The organism is Clostridium sp. TF06-15AC (assembly GCF_003481165.1).
GTDB classification, from domain to species: Bacteria; Bacillota; Clostridia; order Lachnospirales; family Lachnospiraceae; genus Otoolea; species Otoolea fessa.
In genome coordinates this window covers 1-403 of record NZ_QUKS01000011.1, presented here as the reverse complement: position 1 = coordinate 403, position 403 = coordinate 1, and the positions used below count along the sequence as shown (strand labels likewise).

1 protein-coding gene is annotated in these 403 nt (G+C 43.4%); it reads right to left on the bottom strand.

Translation table 11 applies throughout. The features are described 5' to 3' along the window. Positions 1-143: 143 nt before the first annotated feature. Positions 144-403: zinc ribbon domain-containing protein (locus DXC57_RS14970; RefSeq protein WP_147354114.1), on the bottom strand; the 260-nt coding region annotated here is incomplete at its 5' end.

Here is a 403-nt window from a genome sequence, read left to right as displayed (position 1 = left end):
TGAAGTGGGGGCTTCTCGTTCGATTGCCCTATTGGGCAAAGCATAGGCGAGCTATCCCCGTGTGTCCCACGGTTCTGTTATTATGAGCGGAACTGTTTCGTATCTACGCAGTCCCAAACAAAATCTATGTTTTTTGGGGAAAATCAGGAGATTTTTCTTTCTGCATCAAGTTCAACTCCCAATATTCTCAAGCCTTCTCTGCAAATATTGATAGCTGCATTCTCATCACGGTTTATCTGATTTCCGCAGGTGCAGCTATACATACGGTCTTCCAGTTTCAGCTCTTTTTTGAGTTTTCCGCAGCAGCTGCAGATTTTTGAACTGGGATACCACTTATCGATACGAACCAGTTTCTTACCGGCACGTTCTAATTTGTAGGAAAGAAAATCAGTAAACATTCCCC